Origin of the sequence: Stenotrophomonas sp. 2YAF26 (genome assembly GCF_052114625.1) — a bacterium.
In the GTDB taxonomy this organism is placed as follows: domain Bacteria; phylum Pseudomonadota; class Gammaproteobacteria; order Xanthomonadales; family Xanthomonadaceae; genus Stenotrophomonas; species Stenotrophomonas indicatrix.
In genome coordinates this window covers 82,492-99,182 of record NZ_JBFRFC010000015.1, presented here as the reverse complement: position 1 = coordinate 99,182, position 16,691 = coordinate 82,492, and the positions used below count along the sequence as shown (strand labels likewise).

The following is a 16,691-nucleotide window of genomic DNA, read 5'->3' as shown; positions in this document are numbered from 1 at the left end:
GGTGCCCGGATGCGCCCAGAAGCGCAGACCGGTCACCTTCCGGTGTCGCAGTCGCCGGCGGTGCATCTGCCGGTCCTGTACACCCAGGTCCTGGAAGGCCTGAGGGTGATCGAAAACGGACGTTATCTGGATGGCACGTTCGGTCGTGGCGGTCATGCACGTGGCGTGCTCACCCAGCTCGGTCCCGAGGGACGCCTGCTGGTCATGGACAAGGATCCGGAAGCCATTGCCGTTGCCGAGCGCGATTTCGCGCCGGACCCGCGCGTGTCGATCTTCCGTGGCAGCTTCGCCCAGCTGCTGCAGTGGAACGAGACCGCCGAAGGCCTGGACGGCGTGCTGTTCGACCTTGGTGTGTCCTCGCCGCAGCTGGACGTGGCCGAGCGTGGTTTCAGCTTCGGCAAGGACGGCCCGCTGGACATGCGCATGGACCCGGACAGTGGCGAAAGTGCTGCGCAGTGGATCAACCGCGTGGAAGATCGTGAGATCGCCGACGTGCTGTGGACCTACGGCGAAGAGCGGCAGAGCCGGCGCATCGCCCGCGCCATCGTGGCCCGCCGCGAAAAGCAGCCGTTCACCCGTACCGCCGAACTGGCCGAGCTGATCGCCTCGGTGATGCCGCGCGGCAAGGACAAGATCCATCCGGCCACGCGCAGCTTCCAGGCCATCCGCATCCACATCAACCGCGAACTGGCCGATCTCGAAGCCGGGCTCGATGCGGCCGTGCAGCGGCTCAAGCCCGGTGGCCGGCTGGCGGTCATCAGCTTCCACTCGCTGGAAGACCGCATCGTCAAGCAGTACATGAACCGCCTGGCCAAGGCGCCGCCGGCCAACCGCCGGCTGCCCGAGGCGCAGGTGTTCGTGCCGACGCTGGACCTGATCGGTGGCGCCATCAAGGCCACCGACGAAGAGCTGGCGATGAACCCGCGCGCCCGCAGCGCGGTGCTGCGTGTCGCCCAGAAGCGGGAGGCCGATGCATGAGCCGGCTGCTGCTGATCATCCTGTTGGCCTGCACCGTGGCCTCGGCGATCGGCGTCGTGTTCGTGCGTCACCGTCACCGGCAGACGTTCATCGAGCTGTCGCGCGCCGAGCGTGCGCGTGATGACCTGAACATCGAATTCGGCCGCCTGCAGCTGGAGCAGGCGACCCTGGCCGAAGCCAACCGCGTGGACAGCATCGCCCGCGAAAAGCTCGGCATGAAGTTCCCCGAAGCCGCCGACGTGGTGGTGGTGCGCCCATGAGCAAGACCGGCCGCAACCGTCCCCGCAACGCCTTCAACCTGCGCCAGCGCCTGCGCTGGGTGGCCTTGGCACTCGGCCTGTGCTCGGTGTCGCTGGTCGGTCGTGCCGCCTACGTGCAGATCATCAACAGCGACTTCTACCAGCGCCAGGGTGAAGCACGTTACCTGCGCGAACTGCCGATCAAGACTTCGCGCGGCATGATCACCGACCGCAACGGCGAGCCGTTGGCGGTGTCCACGCCGGTCGCTTCGATCTGGGTGAACCCGCAGGACCTGCTGCGTTCGCCCGAGCGCATCCCCGAGCTGGCACAGGCGGTGGGCATGTCGGTGGACGAGCTGAGCAGCCGCCTGTCGCAGAAGTCGGACAAGGAATTCATGTACCTGCGTCGCCGGATCAATCCGGACGAGGCAGAGCGCGTGGTCGCACTGAAGATTCCGGGCGTGGCGGCACAGCGCGAGTTCCGCCGTTTCTACCCGCAGGGTGAAGCGATGGCGCACGTGCTCGGCTTCACCAACATCGATGACCGCGGCCAGGAAGGCCTGGAGCTGGCCTTCGACGAATGGCTGCGTGGCAAGCCCGGCGGCAAGCGGGTGATCCGCAACCGCAAGGGCGAAACGGTTGAAAGTGATCTGCTGCGCGCCGCCGAGCCGGGCAAGGACCTGACCCTCAGCATCGACCGCCGCATCCAGTACCTGGCCTTCAAGGAACTGCGCAACGCGCTGGTGGCCAACAAGGCGGCCGGCGGCTCGATGGTGATCATGGACGTGACCACCGGCGAGATCCTGGCCATGGTCAACCTGCCGACCTACAACCCCAATTCGCTGACCAACGCACAGCCGGACACGCGCCGCAACCGCGCGGTGACCGATCTGGTCGAGCCGGGCTCGACGATGAAGCCGCTGACCATCGCCACCGCGCTGCAGGCCGGTGCGGTGACCAAGGACACCGTCATCGATACCAACCCGGGTTACATGACCCTGGGGCGTTTCACCATCCGCGATGTGCCGCGCAACAACGGCGTGCTGAACGTCACCGGCGTGATCACCCGCAGCTCGAACGTGGGTGCGGCCAAGGTTGCGGCGAAGATGCCCGACCAGGTGTTCTACGACGGTGTGCGCCGTTTCGGCTACGGCTCGGTCCCGCACAGCGGTTTCCCGGGTGAGTCCGGTGGCGTGGTGCTGCGTCCGGCCCGCTGGTCGGGCACCACCAAGACGACCATGTCCTACGGCTATGGCCTGAATGTCACGCCGCTGCAGATCGCCACCGCGTACTCGGCGCTGGCCAACGGCGGCAAGCTGATCGCGCCGACGTTCGTGAAGGGCCAGCGCAACGAAGGCCAGCAGATCATCGACGAGAACGTCGCCAAGCAGGTGGTGGCGATGATGGAAACGGTGGTTACCCAGGGTGGCGCCAAGCAGGCGGCGGTACTGGGCTATCGCGTGGCCGGCAAGACCGGTACCGCGCGCAAGACCGGCCCCGGTGGTTACGAGCGCGGCCACTACAACGCGCTGTTCGCCGGCGTGGTGCCGGCCACCAATCCGCGTTTTGCCACCGTCATCGTCATCAACGATCCGCAGGGCGGCAAGTTCTACGGCGGCCTGGTGTCGGCGCCGGTCTATCACAACGTGATGGAAGGCACCCTGCGCCTGATGGACGTGCCGCTGGATGACCTGCAGTCGTGGCTGGCTGCCCAGCAGTCCGGAAAGATCGGGCATTCGGCCTCGGTGCTGCCGGTACCGCCGGCCGAAGCCGCACTGCCGGTGGATGCCGCCGCTGAATTCGATGCCGCGCTGCCCAGCGCGCAATCCCATGTGCCGCCCGCGACGGGAGGCACGCAATGAGCCCTTCGATGTTGCTTTCGCAGTTGCTTCCGGACGTGGCCCTGGCGGGCCATGATCCCGTTCTGACCGGCCTGGTGCTGGACAGCCGTGCCGTGCGCCCCGGTAATGCCTTCGTCGCCATCGCCGGTTTCGGCGCGCATGGCCTGGGCTTTGTCGAGCAGGCGCGCGCAGCCGGTGCCGGCGCGATCCTGTTTGAAGCGCCGGCGCCCGCTGAACTGCCTGCGCCGGCCGATGCCATCGCCGTGCCGGACCTGCGTGCGCGTCTGGGGGCGATGGCCGACCAGTTCCATGGCGCGCCTTCGCGGGCGATGACCATGGTTGGCGTGACCGGCACCAACGGCAAGACCTCCACCGTGCAGCTGCTGGCCCAGGCCTGGCACCTGCTCGGTACGCCCAGTGGCAGTATCGGCACGTTGGGCGCCGGACTTTATGGTGCGGTCGAGCCGACCGGTTTCACCACCCCGCTGGTGCTGCAGATGCATGCACTGCTGGCGCAGCTGCGCGACGATGGCGCGCGCGCGGTGGCGATGGAAGTCAGCTCGCATGCGCTGGACCAGGGCCGCGTGGATGCCGTGCACTACGACGTGGCGGTGTTCACCAATCTCACCCGCGATCACCTTGACTACCACGGCGACATGGCCAGCTACGGCGCGGCCAAGGCGCGGCTGTTCCATCGCCCGGGCCTGAAGGCGGCGGTCATCAATCTTGACGATGCGTTCGGTCGCCAGCTGTTCGCCGGCCTGCCGGCGGGCGTGCAGGCCATTGGCCTGAGCTCGCGTGGTGCCGACGGTGCCAGCGTGCGCGCCGAAGCGCTGCAGCTGGATGGCCGCGGCATCGGTTTCGAACTGGTCATCGACGGCCAGCGCGCTGCAGTGCAGTCGCCGCTGCTGGGCCGCTTCAACGTGGACAACCTGTTGGCCGTGGCCGGCAGCCTGCATGCGCTGGGGCATCCGCTGCCGCGCATCGCCGAGGTGCTGTCGGCACTGCAGCCGATCCGTGGCCGCATGAACCGCCTGGGCGGCGAAGATGGCCTGCCGACCGTGGTGGTTGATTACGCACATACGCCCGACGCGCTGGAACAGGCGCTGGACAGCCTGCACGGCCACCTGCAGGGCACGCTGTTCTGCGTGTTCGGCTGCGGTGGCGAGCGCGATACCGGCAAGCGCCCGCAGATGGCTGCCATTGCCGAGCGCCTGGCCAACCAGGTCATCGTCACCGACGACAACCCGCGTGGCGAAGACGGCGACGTGATCGTGGCCGACATCCTGGCCGGTTTCACCGATGCCTCGGCCGTGACCGTGCAGCGCAACCGCGCGCGTGCGATCGGCCTGGCGGTGAAGCGCGCCGGTGCCGGCGACATCATCCTGATCGCCGGCAAGGGCCACGAGCCCTATCAGGAAGTGAATGGCGTGCGGCATGACTTCGACGACACCGAAGTATCGGCCGCCGCGCTGGCTGCGAAGGCCGGTGTGTTGGCCGCTCAGGCCGGGGAGGGCGCCGCATGAAGCGCACCCTGCTTTCGCTGATCGCACACTGGGCCGGTGGCGAGATCCACGGCGACGACGTGGCCATCGACGCCATCAGCAACGATACCCGCAGCCTTGGCCCGGGCAGCCTTTACGTGGCGCTGCGTGGCGAACGCTTCGACGGCCATGACTTCGCCGCTGACGCGCAGGCACGTGGCGCCAGCGCGCTGCTGGTCGAGCGCCTGCTGCCGCTGGACCTGCCGCAGGTGCTGGTGGCCGACAGCGAGCGCGCGCTGGCGAAGATCGCCGCCGGCATGCAGCGCGACCGTACGACCGAACTATTCGCCATCACCGGCAGCAACGGCAAGACCAGCGTCAAGAGCCTGCTGCTGGCGATCCTGCAGCAGGTGGCCCAGCACGCGCACAAGGTGGTCTACGCCAACCCGGGTAACCGCAACAACGAGATCGGCCTGCCGCTGGCGGTGATCGACGCACCGGAAGATGCCGACTACGCCGTCTACGAGATGGGCGCTGGCAAGCCGGGCGACATCGCCTACCTGACCGACATCGCGCGCCCGCGCTATGCCCTGGTCAACAACATCGCCCCGGCCCACCTGGAGCGGATGGGCAGCCTGCTCGGCGTGGCGGTGACCAAGGGCGCTATCTACGCCGCACTGCCGGCCGATGGCGTGGCCGTGATCAACGCCGACGATGCCTACGGGCGCTGGTTCGAACAGCATTTCATCGGTACCCCGGCACGTTGCCGGGTGCTGCGCTATGGCCTGGAACACACCGCCGACGTCACCGCGCGCGACATCCGCGCCGGTGCGCAGGGCAGCCGCTTCACCCTGGTCACGCCGATGGGCGAGGCGGGCGTGGTGCTGGGCCTGCCGGGCCGCCACAACATCAGCAATGCGCTGGCCGCCGCCAGCCTGGCGCTTGCCGCCGGCATCGAGCTGTCACTGGTGGCCACCGGCCTGGCGGAAGCGCAGCCGGTGCCGGGCCGCCAGATCGCCCATCAGCTGCACAACGGCGCGGTGCTGGTGGACGACAGCTACAACGCCAACCCTGGTTCGCTGGCCGCCGCCATCGACGCACTGGCCGCCGCCCCGGAAGAGGGCTGGCTGGTGCTGGGTGACATGCGCGAGCTGGGCGCCGACGCCGAGGCGCTGCATGCACAGGCGGGCATCCGCGCGCGTGCCGCCGGCCTCAAGCGCCTGTATGCGCTGGGCCCGCTCAGCGCCGCTGCCGCCGCTGCGTTTGGCGAGGGCGGACATCATTTCACCACCCATGACGCGCTGTCGCAGGCGCTGAAGGAAGCGCTGCACGCCGGCGTGCGCTGCCTGGTCAAGGGTTCCCGTGGCAGCGCCATGGACACGATTGTCAAAGCGCTGCTGGCGCAAGGAGAGGAATCCCCGCATGTTGTATGAACTGGCTCGATGGTTGCAGCAGTTGGAGAGCCTGTTCGGGCTGTTCAACTACCAGACGTTCCGCGCCATCCTTGCCGCGTTGACGGCGCTGTTCCTGTCGCTGTGGCTCGGCCCGGCGATGATCCGCAAGCTTGCCCAGTTCAAGGGCGGCCAGCCGATCCGGACCGATGGTCCGCAGACCCATTTCTCCAAGGCCGGCACGCCGACCATGGGTGGTTCGCTGATCCTGCTCACCGTCACCCTGTCGGTGCTGATGTGGGCCGACCTGCGCAACCGCTACGTGTGGCTGGTGCTGGCGGTGATGCTGTGCTTCGGCGCCATCGGCTGGTACGACGACTGGATCAAGATCGTCCGTCGCGACCCGAACGGCCTGAAGTCGCGCTGGAAGTATCTGCTGCAGTCGATCTTCGGCCTGGCTGCGGGCATCTTCCTGTTCCAGACCGCCGACGTACCGGCGGCGCTGACCTTCTACATCCCGATGTTCAAGTCGGTGGCGCTGCCGCTGGCCGGCATAGGCTTCGTGGCCATCGCCTATTTCTGGATCGTCGGCTTCTCCAACGCGGTCAACCTGACCGACGGCCTGGACGGGCTGGCGATCATGCCGACGGTGCTGGTGGCCTGCGCGCTGGGCGTGTTCGCCTATGCGTCGGGCAACGCGGTGTTCGCCAACTACCTGCAGATCCCGCAGATTCCGGGCGCCGGTGAGCTGGTCATCATCTGTGCGGCGATCGCCGGCGCGGGGCTGGGCTTCCTGTGGTTCAACACCTATCCGGCCATGGTGTTCATGGGCGATATCGGCGCGCTGTCGCTGGGCGCGGTGCTGGGCACCATCGCGGTGATCACCCGCCAGGAACTGGTGCTGGTGATCATGGGCGGCGTGTTCGTCATCGAAACGCTGTCGGTGATGATCCAGGTCGCCTCGTTCAAGCTGACCGGCAAGCGCGTGTTCCGCATGGCGCCGATCCATCACCACTTCGAACTGAAGGGCTGGCCGGAGCCGCGCGTGATCGTGCGCTTCTGGATCATCTCCGTCGTGCTGGTGCTGATCGGCCTGGCCACGTTGAAGGTACGCTGATGAACGACCTGTCGCACCAGGCAACACGCCTTGAGGCCATCGGTGGCAGCTACGACAAGTGGCTGCTCGGCGCGATGATCGCGCTCACCGGGCTGGGCGTGGTGATGGTGGCGTCCAGCTCGATCGCGTTGATGAGCAGCCCGTTCTATTACCTCAACCGCCACCTGATCTTCCTGGCGGTCGGCATCGTGTTGGCCATCTTCGCCGCGCGTACCGAGCTGAAGACCATCGAGCAGTACAACCAGATGCTGCTGCTGGGCTGCTTCGCGCTGCTGGTGGTGGTGTTCGTGCCCGGTCTGGGCAGCAGCGTCAACGGTGCCCGCCGCTGGATCAACCTGGGCATCTCCAAGTTCCAGACGGTCGAAGCGGTGAAGGTGCTCTACATCGTCTGGCTGTCCAGCTACCTGGTGCGCTTCCGCGACGAGGTCAACGCGACCTGGCCGGCGATGCTCAAGCCGCTGGGCGTGGCCGGTGCGCTGGTGGTGCTGCTGCTGCTGCAGCCCGACTTCGGCTCGTCCACCCTGCTGCTGGCGATCACCGCCGGCATGCTGGTGCTGGGCGGGGTGAACATGCCGCGCATGTCGATGCCGGTGGTGATCGGTCTGGTCGGCATGAGCGCGCTGGCGATCATCGAGCCGTACCGCATGCGCCGCATCACCTCCTTCCTCGACCCGTGGGCCGACCAGCAGGGCGACGGCTACCAGCTGTCCAACGCGCTGATGGCGGTGGGCCGCGGCGAGTGGACCGGCGTTGGCCTGGGCAATTCGGTGCAGAAGCTGTACTACCTGCCCGAGGCGCACACCGACTTCATCTTCTCGGTCACCGCCGAGGAATTCGGTTTCCTGGGCACCTGCGTGATCGTGGCCCTGTACGCGCTGCTGGTCGGCCGAACCTTCTGGCTGGGCATGCGCTGCGTGGAAATGAAGCGCCACTTCTCCGGTTACATCGCCTTCGGCATCGGCCTGTGGATCAGCATGCAGACCTTCGTTTCGATCGGCGTGAACCTGGGCATCCTGCCGACCAAGGGCCTGACCCTGCCGCTGATTTCGTCGGGTGGTTCGTCGGTGCTGATGACCTGCGTTGCGATGGGCCTGCTGCTGCGCGTGTCCTATGAACTGAAGCGCGCCGAGCGCCGCCAGGCCGTGCGCATGGGCGCCGCCGACGATGTTGCCGGCCCTGCCGCCGCCGAGCCTTCTGCTGCACCGGTGGCGAAGAACGTGCCGATGGCTGCCGAACCGGCCGCGGCCGAGCCGGCCGCCGTGCGTGGCACCAGCCGCCTGCAGTCGCGCGTCGAACCCACCTTCGGGAGGCTCGGATGAGCGCGGCCCAGAACAACAACCGGCCGGTGATGATCCTGGCCGGTGGTACCGGCGGGCACATCTTCCCGGGCCTGGCCGTGGCCCGCGTGCTGCGCGCGCGTGGCGTGCCGGTCACCTGGATGGGCGCTGATGGCGCCATGGAAACCCGCCTGGTTCCGCAGCACGACATCCACATTGATACGCTGGCCATCACCGGTCTGCGCGGCAAGGGCAAGCTGGCTCTGCTGGCCGCGCCGTGGCGCCTGATGCGCGCGCTGCGTGCGGCCGGCCTGATCATCCGTGATCGCCAGCCGCGTGCGGTGGTCGCCTTCGGCGGCTTCGCTTCCGGCCCCGGTGGCATGGCCGCGCGCCTGCACGGCCTGCCACTGATCGTGCACGAACAGAACCGCGCGCCGGGCCTGACCAACCGCATCCTGTCGCGCTACGCGCGCCGCCTGCTGACCGGTTTCCCGGGCACCTTCGCTGCACGCGAGGAGTTCGTGGGCAATCCGGTGCGCGCCGAAATCGCCGCCGTCGCGCCGCCGCAGCAGCGGCTGGCCGATCGCAGCGGTCCGCTGCGCCTGCTGGTGCTGGGCGGCAGCCAGGGTGCCCGCGCGCTCAACAGTGGCGTGCCGCAGGCACTGGCCAGCCTGGGTGCGCAGGTGCCGGTGGTGGTGCGTCACCAGAGCGGCGAGAAGCTGCATGCCGAAGCGGTCGAGGCCTATGCCAAGGCCGGCGTGCAGGGCGAGGTCACACCGTTCATCGCCGACATGGCCGAAGCCTTCGCCTGGGCCGACCTGGTGGTATGCCGTTCCGGCGCGTCCACGCTGGCCGAACTCTGCGCGGTCGGCATCGGCAGCGTGCTGGTGCCATTCCCCGCTGCTGTCGACGATCACCAGACCCGCAATGCGGAGTACCTGGTCGAGCGCGATGCGGCCGTATTGCTGAAGCAGGACGAAACGTTGGCAGACGGCATTGCCGCGCTGCTGCGTGATCTGTCCGAAAATCCCGCCCGCCGCATGCAGATGGCGCAAGCCGCGCGTGCCCTGGCCAAGGTCGATGCCGCCGAGCGCATCGCCGATATCATTCTCGAGGAAGCTGTATGAAGAAGGCACGCTCCAGCGCCTGCCCTGCGCGAGGCCGCGCATGATCCGCCGCCTGCATGACACCAACGATCTGGTGCGCGCGTTCCCGCGCGTGCATTTCGTCGGCATCGGCGGCACCGGCATGAGCGGCATCGCCGAAGTGATGCTGACGCTGGGTTATGAAGTGTCCGGTTCGGACAACGCCGACAACGCTGCCACCCGTCGCCTGGCCGGCCTGGGCGCGCGCATCATGCGCGGCCATTCCGCTGCCAACGTGCTGGGCACCGATTGCGTGGTGGTCTCCAGCGCGATCCGCGAAGACAACCCGGAGCTGATGGAAGCGCGCAGCCAGCGCATTCCGATCATGCCGCGCGCGGCGATGCTGGCCGAACTGATGCGCTTCCGCCGCGGCATCGCCGTGGCCGGTACCCATGGCAAGACCACCACCACCAGCCTGACCGCTGCGGTGCTGAGCGAGGGTGGGCTGGACCCGACCTTCGTGATCGGTGGCCAGCTGCTGGCGGCGGGTGCCAACGCCAAGCTCGGCGGTGGCCAGTGGCTGGTGGCCGAGGCCGACGAAAGCGACGGCAGCTTCCTGCGCCTGAATCCGTTGATGTCGATCATCACCAACATCGATTCCGATCATCTGGAGAACTACGGCAACGACTTCGCCCGCGTGCAGGCGGCGTTCGCCGAGTTCCTGCAGCGCCTGCCGTTCTACGGCCTTGCGGTGCTGTGCATCGACGACCCGGAAGTGGCCGCACTGGCCGCCAAGACCCCGCGCCACGTGATGAGCTACGGCATGAGCCCGCAGGCCGACGTGCGCGCCGAGAACGTGGTGCAGGAAGGTTCGCGCATGCGCTTCACCCTGCGCCTGCCGCAGGGCACCAGCCAGGAAGTGGTGCTGGCGCTGCCGGGCAAGCACAACGTGCTCAATGCGCTGGCCGCTGCGGCGGTGGGTTGGCAGCTGGGGGTGTCTCCGGACACGATCGCGCGTGCGCTGGCCAGCTTTGCTGGCGTCGGTCGCCGCTTCAACGATCTGGGCGAAGTGACCACCGCCACTGGTGCAAAGGTCCGCATCATCGACGACTACGGTCACCATCCGAGCGAGCTGGAAGCCGTGTTCGCCGCTGCACGCGGCGGCTGGGCCGACAAGCGCCTGGTGGTGGCCTTCCAGCCGCACCGCTACAGCCGTACCCGCGATCAGTTCGACAAGTTCGCAGCGGTGCTGTCGAGCGTCGATGCGCTGGTGCTGAGCGAGGTCTATCCGGCCGGTGAAGAGCCGATCGCCGGTGCCGATTCGCATGCGCTGGCCCGCGCCATCCGTGCGCGTGGCCGCAGTGAGCCGGTGGTGGTCGGCAAGGCGTCCGAACTCGCCACCGTGCTGCCGGACGTGCTGCAGGACGGTGATCTGCTGCTGATGATGGGGGCCGGCGACATCGGCGCCGTTGCCAGCCACATTGCAGTGGAAGGCTTCAAGGCGGAGGGCGAGGCGTGAGCACGCTGACCTTCCCGCCGCTGCGCAGCACCGATCCGGCCGTGTTCGGCCGCGTCGCCGTGCTGCTCGGTGGCAGCTCCAGCGAACGCGAAGTGTCGCTGGATTCGGGCCGCAACGTACTCGAAGCGCTGCAGTCGCGCGGCGTCGACGCCGTCGCCATCGATGGCATTCCGGCGCTGGCCAAGGCGCTGGCGGCCGGCGGCATCGATCGCGTGTTCAACATCCTGCACGGCCACAATGGTGGTGGTGAGGACGGCATCGTGCAGGGCCTGATGGAGGCCTTCGGCGTGCCGTACACCGGCTCCAACGTACTGGGCTCGGCGTTGAGCATGGACAAGATCCGCACCAAGCAGGTGTGGCTGTCACTGGGCCTGCCGACCCCGCAGTACCGCGAAGTACACGGAGGTACGAGTGCCGCGGGAGGCAGGATGCCGGGAGCGGCCGAAAAGAATGTCCACACGCTGGCGGCCGAGCTCGGCCTGCCGGTGGTGGTCAAGCCGGCCAACGAAGGTTCCAGCGTGGGCATCAGCCGGGTCACCGACGACGCCGGCCTGGACGAAGCCGTGGCCCTGGCCGCGCGTTACGACGGCCAGCTGCTGATGGAACAGATGGTGGTCGGTGACGAACTGACCGTCGCCATCCTGGGCGATGTCGCGCTGCCGTCGATCCGCATCGTGCCCAAGGGCCAGTGGTATGACTACAACGCCAAGTACATCGCCGAAGACACCCAGTACCTGTGCCCGGGCCTGGACGGTGATGACGAAGACGAGATCCGCCGCATCGCGCTGGCTGCCTTCCGCGCGGCCGGTTGCCGTGGCTGGGGTCGCGTCGACGTGATGCGTGACCGCGTCAGCGGCCGCTTCTTCCTGCTGGAAGTGAACACCGCGCCGGGCATGACCAGCCATTCGCTGGTGCCCAAGGCGGCCGGGCAGGCCGGCATCAGCTTCGAGGAGCTGGTGTGGCGCGTGCTGGAACAGACCCTGGAGGCATCGCACGCATGAACGCGGTGCTGCGTATCTTTGTCTGGCTGTTGGCACTGTCGGTGGTTGCACTGCCGGTGGTGGCCGTGGTCAATGGCTGGGTCGGCGCCGAGCGCTGGCCGCTGGCGAAGCTGCGCGTGCACGGTGAGTTCAAGCGGGTGCCGCCGGAGCAGTTGCAGCAGGTGCTGCTGCCGTATGCACATGCCGGTTTCTTCGCGGTGAAGCTGCAGGACGCGCAGGACGCACTGGAAAAGCTGCCGTGGGTGGAAAGCGCGCAGGTGCGCAAGCAGTGGCCGGACGTGCTGGAAGTGACGCTGGTCGAGCACAAGCCGTTCGCGCGCTGGGGCGAAGATCGCCTGCTGTCCGAGCAGGGCAAGCTGTTCCCCACGCCGAAGAAGCTGGCCGACCTGCAGCTGCCCGAGCTGGATGGCCCGGATAGCCAGACCGAAGAAGTGGTCAAGCTCTACAACGATTCGCGCGCGCTGTTCGCGCCGGCTGGCGTCGACGTACGCCGGCTGACCATGGACGCCCGCGGCAGCTGGTCGCTGTTGCTGAGCAACGGCACTGAAGTGGTGGTCGGCCGCGACGACGCGCGTTCGCGCCTGCAGCGCTTCGTGCGCGTGCTGCCGCAGCTGGCCAACCAGGCTGCGCCGATCGAGCGCGCCGACCTCCGATATACCAATGGTTTCACGCTGAGCTGGGGCACTCCGGCCGCCCCGGCCAATGCACCGGGCACCCCGGCAAGAAGGACGCAGGAAAGAACATGAATCGCAAGGGTGACAAATCGCTGATCGTCGGCCTGGATATCGGCACCTCCAAGGTGGTGGCGCTGGTGGGCGAGTATTCGCCGGGCAACCCGATCGAAGTGATCGGCATCGGCTCGCACGAGTCGCGCGGCCTCAAGCGCGGCGTGGTGGTGGATATCGAATCGACCGTGCAATCGATCCAGCGCGCGGTCGAAGAAGCCGAGCTGATGGCCGGCTGCGAGATCCGCTCGGTGTATGCCTCCATCTCCGGCAACCACGTGCAGTGCAAGAACTCGCCCGGCATCGTGCCGATCCGCGACGGCGAAGTGACCTGGGGCGACCTGGATCGCGTGCTCGATGCGGCCAAGGCGGTGGCGATTCCGGCCGACCAGAAGATCCTGCATGCGATCCCGCGCGAGTACGTGCTGGACGACTCGCAGGAAGGTATCCGCAATCCCGTCGGCATGACCGGCGTGCGCCTGGAGGTGCATGCGCACCTGGTGGTGTGCGCGCAGTCGGCCGCCGCCAACATCAGCAAGTGCGTGCAGCGCTGCGGCCTGCAGGTGGACGACCTGGTGCTGTCCTCGCTGGCTTCCAGCGTGGCGGTGCTGACCGCCGACGAGCGCGAGCTGGGCGTGGTGCTGGTCGACATGGGCGCCGGCACCACCGACATCGCGGTGTTCGTGCAGGGTGCGATCTGCCACACCGCCTCGCTGCCGATCGCCGGCGACCACGTGACCAACGACATCGCGCACATGCTGCGCACGCCGACCCCGGAAGCGGAGCAGATCAAGGTGCGCTACGCGTGTGCCCTGGCCCAGCTGGCCACCGCCGAGGAGAGCATCCAGGTGCCGTCGGTCGGTGATCGTCCGCCGCGCCGCATGCCGCGCCACGCGCTGGCGCAGGCAGTGCAGGGCCGCTACGAAGAGATCTTCGAAATGGTGCAGGCCGAACTGCGCCGCTCCGGCTTCGAGGAACTGGTGCGCGCCGGCATGGTGCTGACCGGTGGTGCCTCGAAGATGGAAGGCGTGGTCGAACTGGCCGAGGAAATGCTGCAGATGCCGGTACGCGTGGGCATCCCGCAGCACGTCACCGGGCTGGGCGAAGTGGTGGGCAACCCGGTGCATGCCACCGGCGTGGGCCTGCTGCTGATGGGCAGCCAGATCGAACATCCGCGCCGGCCGTCTCTGCCGACTGGCCGCGCCGGAAGCATGTTCAAGAAGTTGAAGACCTGGTTCCGCGGCGAATTCTGACGCGGAACCTGCACTACCCGGGCTCGCCCGGCAGCAACACCGGCAACACGACGCAACACCGGCAACACATAACCCACACAGCCGCAACGACGGCATGCAGCACGAAGGCAGGACGCCCGAACGCCCATGCAATCGAAAGCGGATACAACGAGGACACGGACATGGCGCATTTTGAACTGATCGAAAAGATGGCACCCAATGCGGTGATCAAGGTGGTTGGCGTGGGTGGCGGCGGCGGCAATGCCGTGGCACACATGGTCAACTCGGCAGTGGATGGCGTGGAATTCATCACCGCCAACACCGACTCGCAGGCCATCAAGAATTGTGGTGCCAAGCTGCAGCTGCAGCTGGGTACCAATGTCACCAAGGGCCTGGGCGCAGGCGCGAATCCGGAAGTCGGCCGCCAGGCCGCGCTGGAAGACCGTGAGCGCATCATGGACGCGCTGCAGGGTGCGGACATGGTGTTCATCACCGCGGGCATGGGCGGTGGCACCGGTACCGGCGCTGCGCCGGTGGTGGCACAGCTGGCCAAGGAAATGGGCATCCTGACCGTGGCCGTGGTCACCAAGCCGTTCCCGTTCGAAGGCCGTCGCCGCATGCAGGTCGCGCTGAAGGGCATCGAAGAGCTGAGCCAGCACTGCGACTCGCTGATCACCATCCCCAACGAGAAGCTGATCACCGTGCTGGGTCGCAACGCGACCATGATCCAGGCCTTCCGTGCCGCCAACGACGTGCTGCAGGGCGCCGTGCAGGGCATCGCCGACCTGATCGTGCGTCCGGGCCTGATCAACGTCGACTTCGCCGACGTGCGCACCGTCATGTCCGAAATGGGCCTGGCGATGATGGGCACCGGTACCGCCCGCGGCGATGATCGCGCGCAGGCCGCAGCCGAGTCGGCCATCCAGAACCCGCTGCTGGACGATGTGAACCTGGCCGGTGCCAACGGCATCCTGGTCAACATCACCGCCGGTGCCGACTTCACCATGGCCGAGTTCGACGAGATCGGCCGCACCATCGACGGCTTCGCTTCGGAAGACGCGACCGTGGTGGTGGGTACCGTGCTCGATCCGGACATGCAGGACGAAGTGCGCGTGACCGTGGTTGCCACGGGTCTGAACCGCGTCTCGGCCAGCAAGACCCAGCGTCCGGGCGAGCGTGCACCGATCAAGCTGGTCCGCAACGCCACCACCGGCCAGCCGGAGTTCGGCGAGTTCGACAACGGCGGCGATGCGGTGTCCAAGGCTGTCGGCGGCATGGGCCTGGGCCTGCGTCGGGCCAGCAGCGACAGCGTTGCAGCTTCCACCCCGTCGGCTCCGGCCTCCTCGGCCCCGGCCGCGGCGGAACTGCCGAACGATTACCTGGACATCCCGGCGTTCCTGCGCCGCCAGGCGGACTGATCGACGCTGCCCGGGGCTTGTCCCCCCCGGGTTGCGCCACCATGTCCTGAAAACGCGGGCGCCGGGCCAGGATGGGCCCGGCCGCCCTGCTTCACGCGCGTCCTACCGGCGCGCCGGTGTGTCCTGCCGGCGTTTCAGCCGGGGTAGGGGACCCTGCGTGTTAATCTAATGTGTCACTTCCGGCCGTCCCCCCATGATCCAGCAACGCACCCTCAAGAACACGATCCGCGCCACCGGCGTAGGCCTGCACAGCGGCGACAAGGTCTACATGACCCTGCGCCCGGCGCCGGTCAACCATGGCATCGTGTTCCGGCGCGTGGACTTGGACCCGGTGGTGGAAGTGCCTGCGAAGGCTGAGCTGGTCACCGAAGTGACGCTGTGCACCGGCTTGACCTGCAACGACGCCAAGATCCAGACCGTCGAACACCTGATGTCGGCCCTGGCCGGCCTGGGTGTGGACAACATCATCGTCGAACTGTCCTCGGCCGAGCTGCCGATCATGGACGGTTCGTCCGGCCCGTTCGTGTTTCTGCTGCAGTCGGCAGGCATCGTGGAACAGGACGCGCCCAAGCGCTTCATCCGCGTACTGAAGACCGTGGAAGTGACCGAGGGCGACAAGATGGCCCGCTTCACGCCCTACGAGGGTTACAAGCTGGGCTTCACCATCCAGTTCGACCACCCGATGATCCCGGCCAAGCAGTCGCGCCAGGAAATCGAGTTCTCGACGATGGCCTACACCAAGGAAATTTCCCGTGCGCGCACCTTCGGGTTCATGCGCGACCTGGAATACATGCGCGAGCGCAACCTCGGCCTGGGTGGTTCGATGGACAACGCCATCGTGCTCGATGAGTTCCGCGTGCTCAACGAAGACGGCCTGCGCTACGCGGACGAATTCGTGCGCCACAAGATCCTCGACGCGATCGGCGACCTTTATCTGGCCGGCGGCCAGGTGTTGGGTGCCTACGAGGGCTTCAAGTCCGGTCACGCGCTCAACAACAAGCTGGTACGGGCATTGATGGCCGATGCTACCGCTTGGGAATGGGTCACTTACGACTCGCCGGCGGTTGCGGACCCCGTGGTGTATGCCACGCCGGCCTATGCTTGATTCCACAGGCTATTGATTTGAAAGACAAAAACGCCGCCTTCCAGGGCGGCGTTTGCGTTTCCGACCTTAGTTAAGGCGCTGGCGCAGTGGGTGACGCGACGGCCGGGCCGAGGTCACGGTTTTGTGAACCTGTTGGATCCGAAGCCTGAATTTAACGTTGTTTTAACAACAATCTAACGACTGGCCCACCGGGGCCAGCTAGGATGCGACCCGGCCCCCGAAATGTTTCACGCTGCGGTGACACGCGCGACGGGGAGTGGAGCAGGACGCTCCGCTGCT

General features: G+C 67.3%; 13 protein-coding genes and 1 pseudogene. All 14 read left to right on the top strand.

Translation table 11 applies throughout. From position 1 onward, the window contains the following. The first annotated feature begins 9 nt into the window (after positions 1-9). The 14 genes and pseudogenes from rsmH to lpxC all read left to right on the top strand — a co-directional run bounded on the left by rsmH (position 10) and on the right by lpxC (position 16,412). Positions 10-978 carry a 16S rRNA (cytosine(1402)-N(4))-methyltransferase RsmH gene (gene rsmH / locus AB4Y98_RS15690; RefSeq protein WP_442244656.1) on the top strand — a complete coding sequence of 323 codons (969 nt, stop codon included), beginning with the start codon at positions 10-12 and terminating at the stop codon, positions 976-978. Further along, positions 975-1,238, top strand: coding sequence for a cell division protein FtsL (ftsL, locus tag AB4Y98_RS15685; RefSeq protein WP_025876599.1), 264 nt, complete (start codon positions 975-977; stop codon positions 1,236-1,238). Before rsmH ends, ftsL begins: the two co-directional genes overlap by 4 nt. Then, on the top strand, positions 1,235-3,079 hold the full coding sequence (locus AB4Y98_RS15680) for a peptidoglycan D,D-transpeptidase FtsI family protein (protein WP_313251870.1): 1,845 nt from the start codon (positions 1,235-1,237) through the stop codon (positions 3,077-3,079). The genes ftsL and AB4Y98_RS15680 overlap by 4 nt, the downstream gene beginning before the upstream one ends. Beyond that, positions 3,076-4,584: a UDP-N-acetylmuramoyl-L-alanyl-D-glutamate--2,6-diaminopimelate ligase gene (locus AB4Y98_RS15675; protein WP_025876596.1), complete on the top strand. Its 1,509-nt coding sequence runs from the start codon at positions 3,076-3,078 to the stop codon at positions 4,582-4,584. The genes AB4Y98_RS15680 and AB4Y98_RS15675 overlap by 4 nt, the downstream gene beginning before the upstream one ends. Then, entirely contained in the window at positions 4,581-5,975 is a 1,395-nt protein-coding gene (locus AB4Y98_RS15670; RefSeq protein WP_442244655.1) for a UDP-N-acetylmuramoyl-tripeptide--D-alanyl-D-alanine ligase, read from the top strand. The genes AB4Y98_RS15675 and AB4Y98_RS15670 overlap by 4 nt, the downstream gene beginning before the upstream one ends. Further along, a complete protein-coding gene (mraY, locus tag AB4Y98_RS15665; protein WP_025876592.1) occupies positions 5,965-7,050 on the top strand; it encodes a phospho-N-acetylmuramoyl-pentapeptide-transferase in 1,086 nt (361 codons plus the stop codon). The genes AB4Y98_RS15670 and mraY overlap by 11 nt, the downstream gene beginning before the upstream one ends. Beyond that, positions 7,050-8,369, top strand: coding sequence for a putative lipid II flippase FtsW (ftsW, locus tag AB4Y98_RS15660; RefSeq protein ID WP_025876590.1), 1,320 nt, complete (start codon positions 7,050-7,052; stop codon positions 8,367-8,369). Before mraY ends, ftsW begins: the two co-directional genes overlap by 1 nt. Continuing rightward, positions 8,366-9,454, top strand: a complete 1,089-nt coding sequence (gene murG, locus AB4Y98_RS15655; protein WP_134832010.1) for an undecaprenyldiphospho-muramoylpentapeptide beta-N-acetylglucosaminyltransferase — start codon at positions 8,366-8,368, stop codon at positions 9,452-9,454. Before ftsW ends, murG begins: the two co-directional genes overlap by 4 nt. A 40-nt stretch (positions 9,455-9,494) precedes the next feature. Continuing rightward, positions 9,495-10,931: a UDP-N-acetylmuramate--L-alanine ligase gene (gene murC / locus AB4Y98_RS15650; protein WP_089238777.1), complete on the top strand. Its 1,437-nt coding sequence runs from the start codon at positions 9,495-9,497 to the stop codon at positions 10,929-10,931. Next, positions 10,928-11,932, top strand: a complete 1,005-nt coding sequence (locus tag AB4Y98_RS15645) for a D-alanine--D-alanine ligase (protein WP_442244654.1) — start codon at positions 10,928-10,930, stop codon at positions 11,930-11,932. The genes murC and AB4Y98_RS15645 overlap by 4 nt, the downstream gene beginning before the upstream one ends. Continuing rightward, positions 11,929-12,606 (top strand): annotated as a pseudogene (locus tag AB4Y98_RS15640) (cell division protein FtsQ/DivIB); the annotation flags it as partial. The gene AB4Y98_RS15645 and the pseudogene AB4Y98_RS15640, both read left to right, overlap by 4 nt. Before the next feature lie 68 nt (positions 12,607-12,674). After that, positions 12,675-13,910: a cell division protein FtsA gene (gene ftsA, locus AB4Y98_RS15635; protein WP_025876580.1), complete on the top strand. Its 1,236-nt coding sequence runs from the start codon at positions 12,675-12,677 to the stop codon at positions 13,908-13,910. A gap of 161 nt (positions 13,911-14,071) precedes the next feature. Next, a complete protein-coding gene (gene ftsZ, locus AB4Y98_RS15630; RefSeq protein WP_025876577.1) occupies positions 14,072-15,307 on the top strand; it encodes a cell division protein FtsZ in 1,236 nt (411 codons plus the stop codon). 193 nt (positions 15,308-15,500) lie between these two features. Further along, the gene (gene lpxC / locus AB4Y98_RS15625; protein ID WP_223494239.1) at positions 15,501-16,412 is read left to right on the top strand and encodes a UDP-3-O-acyl-N-acetylglucosamine deacetylase; all 912 of its coding nucleotides are present in this window, start codon (positions 15,501-15,503) and stop codon (positions 16,410-16,412) included. Positions 16,413-16,691: the final 279 nt, after the last annotated feature.